Genomic DNA, 7037 nt, shown 5'->3' on the forward strand with positions numbered 1-7037 from the left:
CCTGGCCCGCCTGGTCGTCGAACTCGCCGAGTCCTCCTCCGAGATCCGCTACATCGAACGCCCCGTGGACGACCCGGCCGTGCGCTGCCCGGACATCACGCTGGCCCGCGACAAGCTGGGCTGGGATCCGCAGGTGCGTGCCGAGGAGGGGCTGCGGCGCACGATCGCCTGGTTCCGCGAGGCCAGTACCGAGGAGTGAACCCGCCCGGGCACCCCGCACCGCCGCGACCGGGAGTCTCCCGACCGCCGAAAGGCCCGCCTCCCCATGCGCATCCTCGGAATCAACGCCCTCTTCCACGACCCCGCCGCCGCCCTGGTGATCGACGGACGGACCGTCGCCGCCGCGGAGGAGGAGCGGTTCTCCCGGCGCAAACACGGCAAGAGACCCCTGCCGTTCTCCGCCTGGGAACTGCCCGAGCGGGCCGCGGCCTGGTGCCTGAAACGGGCCGGGCTGCGCCCGCAGGACCTCGACGCCGTCACCTACTCCTTCGACCCCCGACTCGCCCGGCCGGCCGAGGACATGGGTCTGGACGACCCCTGGGACCACCTGCGGCTGACCTACGCCCGCGAGGCACCCGGCTTCCTTCGGACCGCCCTGCCCGGTCTCGACCCCGGCATCGTCCGCTTCGTGCCGCACCACATGGCCCACGCCGCCTCCAGCGCCTTCGCCGCACCGGACGCCCGGAACTCCTCCGTCCTCGTCCTCGACGGCCGTGGCGAACGCGCCTCCCACCTGGCCGCGCGCCGCGTGGGCGACCGCCTGGAGGCACTGCACGCGCAGGACCTGCCGCACTCGCTCGGCCTGGTCTACGAGGAACTCACCGAGCACCTCGGCTTCCTGCGCTCCTCCGACGAGTTCAAGGTCATGGCCCTCGCCTCCCACGGCAGGCCGCGCATGCTCGCCGAACTGCGCCGCCACGTGCACCCCACCGGCGACGGCGGCTTCCACGCCACCGGCGTGCCCTGGCACGAGCTGTGCGCACCCCGCGGCCCCGACGAGCCATGGACACAGGACCACGCCGACGTCGCCGCCAGTGCCCAGGCCGTGCTGGAGGAGACCCTGCTCGACCTGGTGCGCTGGCTGCACGGCCGGACCCACGACCGGGTGCTCACGCTCGCCGGCGGCGTCGCCCTCAACTGCGTCGCCAACTCCCGCATCGCCCGCGAGGGCCCCTTCGCCCGGGTGTGGGTGCAGCCCGCGGCGGGAGACGCCGGCACCGCCCTGGGCGGAGCCCTGCTGCTGTCCGCCGTGGAGGGCGACGCACCGGAGTCCATGGCCGGTGCCGACCTCGGACGGGAGTGGTCCGACGCCGAGCTCGGAGCCTGGCTGAAGACCGCGGCCGTCCCCTTCGAGCGGCCCCCGGACATCGCCGCGACCGTGGCCCGCGCCCTGGCGGACAACGGGATCGTGGCCTGGTTCCAGGGCCGCTCCGAGTTCGGCCCCCGGGCCCTCGGCCACCGCTCCCTGCTGGCCCACCCCGGGCACGCCGGCAACCTGGAACGCCTCAACGACGTCAAGGGCCGCGAGCAGTTCCGGCCCGTCGCCCCCATGGTCCTCGCCGACCGCGCGGCCGACCTCTTCGACGGCCCGCTGCCCAGCCCGTACATGCTGTTCGTGCACGACGTGGCCCCCGCCTGGCGGGACCGTATCCCCGCGGTCGTGCACGTCGACGGCACCGCCCGCATCCAGACCGTCGACCCCGACCGCGAACCCCTGGTGGCCCGCATGCTCGGCGAGTTCGAGCGGCTCACCGGGCTGCCCGTGGTCGTCAACACCAGCCTCAACACGGCCGGCCGGCCCATGGTCGACGACCCGCGCGACGCCCTGGAGTGCTTCGGCTCCTCGCCCGTCGACCTGCTGGCCATCGGCCCGTACGCGATCCGGCGCGGCGACCTCTTCCGTACCGACCCCCACAGCGGCGACGCCGGAGGCCCCCGATGACCCGACCCGAGGCCCTCACTCCCGACGCCGCGTACGCCGTCGTCATCCCGACCCTCGGCCGGCCCAGCCTGGGCGCCTGCCTGCACGCCCTCGCGGAGGCGACCGGGCCGGGCCCCGTCCGGGTGGTCCTCGTCGACGACCGGCCCGACGCGGTCCGCACCCCCCTCACCGCCGACGTCCCGCCGTCCCTGCGCACACGCACCATCGTCGTGCCCGGCGGTGCGCGCGGGCCCGCCGCCGCACGCAACCTCGGCTGGCGGGCCGCCGGAGACGTGCCCTGGATCGTCTTCCTCGACGACGACGTCGTCCCAGGACCCACCTGGGGCGACGACCTGACCCTGGACCTGGCCGCGGCCACCGAGCGCACCGCCGGGATCACCGCCCGGATCGAGGTGCCCCTGCCCGCCGACCGGCGCCCCACGGACTGGGAACGCAACACGGCCGGACTCGCCGGTGCCCGCTGGATCACCGCCGACCTGGCGTACCGCCGGGCCGCGCTGACGGCCGTGGGCGGATTCGACGAACGCTTCCGCCGGGCCTTCCGGGAGGACGCCGACCTCGCCCTGCGCATGCTCGACGCCGGCTGGACCCTCACCGTCGGCCGGCGCACCACCACCCACCCCGTACGGCAGGCCGGGCGCTGGATCTCCGTCCGGCTCCAGGCCGGCAACGCCGACGACGTGCTGATGACCCGGCTGCACGGCCGTCACTGGTGGCGCCGGGCGGAGGCACCCCGCGGGCGCCTGCCCCTGCACCTGGCGGTGACCGGAGCGGGGGTGACGGCGCTCGGCTGCGCCCTGCTCGGCAGGCACCGGGCCGCCGCGGCCTGCGCCGCCGCCTGGCTGACCGGTACCACCGAGTTCGCCCTCGCCCGCATCCTGCCCGGGCCGGGCACCCGCGACGAGGTGCTCACCATGGCGGTGACCAGTGCCCTCGTCCCGCCCGCCGCGACCTGGCACTGGCTGCGCGGGCGGCTGGCGCACCGCAAGGCCCGGCCGCACACCCCGTTCGGGAGCGGTGAGCCGGCGCCCGCGCCCCGCCCGGCCGCCCGGGAACGGCTGCGGTCATGACGCCGCCCCTCGCCCCCTGGCTGCTCCCCGGGCCCGTGCGGCGGCACCCGCACGTGCCGGGCGGCGGCCCCCACCCCGCGGCCGTTCTCTTCGACCGCGACGGCACCCTCGTCGCCGACGTGCCCTACAACGGGGACCCGTCGCGGGTCACGCTCATGCCGGGCGCCCGCGAGGCCGTGGACGCCGTGCGCGCCGCCGGGGTGCCCGTCGGTGTCGTGACCAACCAGTCGGGCGTGGCCCGGGGCCTGCTGACCCGCCGCGACGTGGAGGACGTCCGGCTGCGGGTGGAGGAGCTGCTCGGGCCGTTCGCCGTCTGGGCCGTGTGCCCGCACGGGCCGGGGGAGGGCTGCGCCTGCCGCAAACCGGCACCCGGACTGATCCTGGCCGCCTGCCGGCGGCTCGCCGTCCCACCGGAACGCACCGCCGTCATCGGCGACATCGGAGCCGACATGGAGGCGGCTCGGGCGGCGGGGACCCGAGGGGTCCTGGTCCCCACCGCCGTCACGCGTGCCGAGGAGACCGCGGCGGCCGACGTCACGGCACCGGACCTGCCGGCGGCCGTACGCCTCGTCCTCGGCTCGGCCGTCCCGGCACGGGAGCCGCGATGACCCCCTCCCGCCTTCCCCGCACCCTCGTGGTCCGTCTCGACAGCGCCGGAGACGTACTCCTCGCGGGGCCCGCCGTACGGGCGGTCGCCGCCGGGTCCTCGTACACCGCGCTGCTCTGCGGACCGCAGGGCGCGGCGGCCGGGCGGATGCTGCCCGGCGTCGACGCCGTGCTGACCTTCGACGCCCCCTGGGTCGGGCTGGAGCCGCCGCCGGTGACGCGCGCCGACACCCGGCGGCTGATGGAGACGCTCACGGCGGGCCGCTTCGACCGGGCGCTCGTGCTGGTGTCGTACCACCAGAGCCCGCTGCCCGTCGCCCTGCTGCTGAAGCTGGCCGGGATCGGACGGACCGCAGCCGACTGCGAGGACTACGCGGGTGCGCTCCTCGACCGGCGGCACCGCAGGAGGCCGCACCGTCACGAGGCGCTGGCGGCCCTCGACCTGGCCCGCGCCGAGGGCTTCCCGCTCCCGCCCGGTGACGACGGCCGGCTGCGTGTCCTGCCGCCGCCGAGCACCGGCCACCTCACCGGGCCCGAGCCGTACGTCGTTCTCCACCCCGGCGCGGCCGTGCCCGCGCGGGCCTGGACGCAGGGCCGGGCGGCACGGGCCGTGGCCGCACTGTCCGCCGCGGGGCACCGGGTGGTCGTCACGGGCGGGCGCGCCGAGCGCGGACTGACCGCACGGGTCGCCGGGCGGCACGCCCTGGACCTCGGCGGCGCCACCGACCTGCCACAACTGGCCGGAGTCCTGGCCGGAGCCCGGGCCGTGGTGGTCGGCAACACCGGACCGGCACATCTCGCCGCCGCCGTGGGCACACCCGTCGTCAGCCTCTTCGCGCCGGTCGTGCCGGCCGACCGGTGGGCCCCCTACGGCGTACCGCACGTCCTGCTCGGCGACCCGCACGCGGCGTGCGCGCAGACGAGGGCCCGGCACTGCCCGGTGCCGGGACACCCCTGCCTCGACGGCATCGGCGACGGCGAGGTGCTCGCCGCCGTGGCGGCCCTCACGGGCGACCCGGCGGACCGGGGAGAACCGACCGAGCGAGGAGCGGCCGTATGAACATCCTGCTGTGGCACGTGCACGGCTCCTGGACGACCGCGTTCGTCCAGGGCCCGCACACCTACCTCGTCCCCGTCACGCCCGACCGCGGCCCGGACGGCCTCGGGCGGGCCCGGACCTTCACCTGGCCCGCCTCGGTCCGCGAGGTCACCCCGGCGGAACTCGGCGACGCGCCGGTCGACCTGGTCCTCCTCCAGCGGCCGCACGAGGCGGCGCTGGCCGAACGGTGGCTCGGCGGGCGCCGCCCCGGGCGGGATGTGCCCGCGGTGTACCTGGAGCACAACGCGCCCGACGGCGACGTGCCCGGCACCCGGCACCCGTGCGCCGACCGCGACGACCTGACGCTCGTGCACGTCACCCACTTCAACCGGCTGTTCTGGGACGGCGGCAGCACCCGCACCGAGGTGATCGAACACGGCATCGTCGACCCGGGCCAGCGCTACAGCGGCAGGCTCGCCCGCGCCGCCGTCGTCGTCAACGAACCCGTGCGGCGCGCCCGGTACACCGGCACCGACCTGCTGCCCGCCCTCGCCGAGGCCGTCCCGCTCGATGTGTTCGGGATGGGCACCGAGGGCCTGGCCGGACACCTCGGCCTGCCGCCGGACCGCTGCCGCACCGCCGACCTGCCCCAGAGCGAGCTGCACACGGCGCTGGCCGAACGCCGCATGTACCTGCACCCGGTGCGCTGGACCTCGCTCGGCCTGTCCCTGCTGGAGGCGATGCACCTCGGCATGCCCGTGCTGGCGCTCGCCACCACCGCGGCGATCGAGGCGGTCCCGCCCGGCGCCGGCACCCTGACCACCCGCCCCGACGTCCTGGCCCGCGCGGCCCGCCGCTACCTCCACGAACCCGAGGCCGCGACCGCGGACGGAGCCCGCGCCCGCCAGGCGGCCCTCGAACGCTACGGGCTCAAACGCTTCCTGGCCGACTGGGAGCGCCTGATCACGGAGGTGTGCTCATGACCCCGTCCCTCAGCCCCTTCCCGTCCGGACCGCTCGGCGGCGGCCCGCTCGACCCGGGCGTCCTCGCGATCGCGCTCGTCTCCGAGCACGCCAGCCCCCTCGCCGCAGTCGGCGGAGTCGACGCCGGCGGGCAGAACGTCCACGTCGCCTGCCTCGCCGGGGCACTCGCCGACCGCGGCCACCGCGTCACCGTCCACACCCGCCGCGACGCGCCCGACCTGCCCTGGCGGGTGGAACTGCGCGACGGCGTCGAGGTGCACCACGTACCCGCCGGGCCGGCCGAACCGCTCCCCAAGGACGAGCTGCTGCCGCACATGGACGAGTTCGGCCGCCACCTCGCCCGAGGCTGGCGCACCCGGGCGCCGGACCTCGTGCACTCCCACTACTGGATGTCGGGCCTGGCCGCGCTGCGTGCCACCCGCGAGCACGGCCTTCCCCTGCTGCACACGTACCACGCCCTCGGCACGGTCAAGCGACGGCACCAGCGGCTCGCAGACACCAGCCCGCCGGAGCGGATCCCCGGCGAGATCGAGGTGGGCCTGAACTGCGACCGCGTGATCGCCACCTGCCGCGACGAGGTCCACGAACTGGTCCGCATGGGCATTCCCCCGCACCGGATCGGCGTCGTGCCGTGCGGTGTCGACACCGACCGGTTCACGCCGAAGGGCCCGGCCGCGCCGCGCGGCCCGTACCCGCACCGGATCCTGCAGCTGGGCCGGCTCGTGCCGCGCAAGGGCGCCGCCGTGACCGTCGCCGCCCTGGCCAGGCTGCCCGGCACCGAGCTGGTCGTCGTCGGCGGGCCGCCCGCCGGACGGCTCGACGGCGACCCGGAGGTGCGGCGGCTGCGCGACATCGCGCGGGGCGCCGGCGTCGCCGACCGCGTCCGCTTCACCGGCGCCCTCACCGGCGAGGAGGTGCCGGCACTGCTGCGCTCCGCCGACGTGGTGGTCTGCCCCGCCGACTACGAACCCTTCGGCATCGTCCCGCTGGAGGCCATGGCCTGCGGCGTGCCCGTGGTGGCCAGCGCGGTCGGCGGACAGCTCGACACCGTCGCCGACCCGGCCACCGGACGACTGGTTCCGCCCCGCGACCCGGCGGCCCTGGCCAGCGCCGTCGCCGGACTGCTCGCCGATCCGGAGGCCCGCGCGGCCTGCGGGGCGGCCGGCCGCCGCCGGGTGCTCAGCAGGTACGGCTGGGGCCAGGTCGCCGCGGCCACCGAAGCCGCCTACTGCGAGGTCCTCGACACCGAGCCCGCCGCCACCGGTGCCGGCTGACCCGGCCGGTCCCGCCCACCGCCCGAAGGAGGTGTGGGTCCCCGCCGTCCCCGCACGGCGGCGCGGCCTATCGGCTTCCCGGTGGCATCGCGGCGATGATCATGTCGGCGCAGCCGATGTTCG

General features: G+C 76.7%; 6 protein-coding genes and 1 pseudogene. All 7 read left to right on the plus strand.

Annotated features, from left to right (window positions below):
* Positions 1–199: pseudogene (locus tag ABT116_RS37635) on the plus strand (SDR family NAD-dependent epimerase/dehydratase); the annotation flags it as partial.
* Between the two features lie 66 nt (positions 200–265).
* Positions 266–1942, plus strand: coding sequence for a carbamoyltransferase family protein (locus tag ABT116_RS37640; RefSeq protein WP_351643712.1), 1677 nt, complete (start codon positions 266–268; stop codon positions 1940–1942).
* Positions 1939–3012: a glycosyltransferase family 2 protein gene (locus ABT116_RS37645; protein ID WP_351643715.1), complete on the plus strand. Its 1074-nt coding sequence runs from the start codon at positions 1939–1941 to the stop codon at positions 3010–3012. Before ABT116_RS37640 ends, ABT116_RS37645 begins: the two co-directional genes overlap by 4 nt.
* The gene (locus ABT116_RS37650) at positions 3009–3620 is read left to right on the plus strand and encodes a D-glycero-alpha-D-manno-heptose-1,7-bisphosphate 7-phosphatase (RefSeq protein ID WP_351643718.1); all 612 of its coding nucleotides are present in this window, start codon (positions 3009–3011) and stop codon (positions 3618–3620) included. The genes ABT116_RS37645 and ABT116_RS37650 overlap by 4 nt, the downstream gene beginning before the upstream one ends.
* A complete protein-coding gene (locus ABT116_RS37655) occupies positions 3617–4678 on the plus strand; it encodes a glycosyltransferase family 9 protein (protein ID WP_351643720.1) in 1062 nt (353 codons plus the stop codon). Before ABT116_RS37650 ends, ABT116_RS37655 begins: the two co-directional genes overlap by 4 nt.
* Positions 4675–5640 (plus strand): glycosyltransferase, encoded by a 966-nt coding sequence (locus ABT116_RS37660; RefSeq protein WP_351643722.1) that lies wholly within the window; start codon positions 4675–4677, stop codon positions 5638–5640. Before ABT116_RS37655 ends, ABT116_RS37660 begins: the two co-directional genes overlap by 4 nt.
* Positions 5637–6914: a glycosyltransferase gene (locus ABT116_RS37665; protein ID WP_351643728.1), complete on the plus strand. Its 1278-nt coding sequence runs from the start codon at positions 5637–5639 to the stop codon at positions 6912–6914. The genes ABT116_RS37660 and ABT116_RS37665 overlap by 4 nt, the downstream gene beginning before the upstream one ends.
* Positions 6915–7037 lie beyond the last annotated feature (123 nt).

Origin of the sequence: Streptomyces sp. NPDC002130, assembly GCF_040296465.1 — a bacterium.
Classification (GTDB): Bacteria; Actinomycetota; Actinomycetes; order Streptomycetales; family Streptomycetaceae; genus Streptomyces.

Bases quoted from the DNA above. Each gene is read 5' to 3' on its own strand.
- ABT116_RS37640 (WP_351643712.1), top strand. From the start codon at position 266: ATGCGCATCCTCGGAATCAACGCCCTCTTCCACGACCCCGCCGCCGCC.
- ABT116_RS37645 (WP_351643715.1), top strand. From the start codon at position 1,939: ATGACCCGACCCGAGGCCCTCACTCCCGACGCCGCGTACGCCGTCGTC.
- ABT116_RS37650 (WP_351643718.1), top strand. From the start codon at position 3,009: ATGACGCCGCCCCTCGCCCCCTGGCTGCTCCCCGGGCCCGTGCGGCGG.
- ABT116_RS37655 (WP_351643720.1), top strand. From the start codon at position 3,617: ATGACCCCCTCCCGCCTTCCCCGCACCCTCGTGGTCCGTCTCGACAGC.
- ABT116_RS37660 (WP_351643722.1), top strand. From the start codon at position 4,675: ATGAACATCCTGCTGTGGCACGTGCACGGCTCCTGGACGACCGCGTTC.
- ABT116_RS37665 (WP_351643728.1), top strand. From the start codon at position 5,637: ATGACCCCGTCCCTCAGCCCCTTCCCGTCCGGACCGCTCGGCGGCGGC.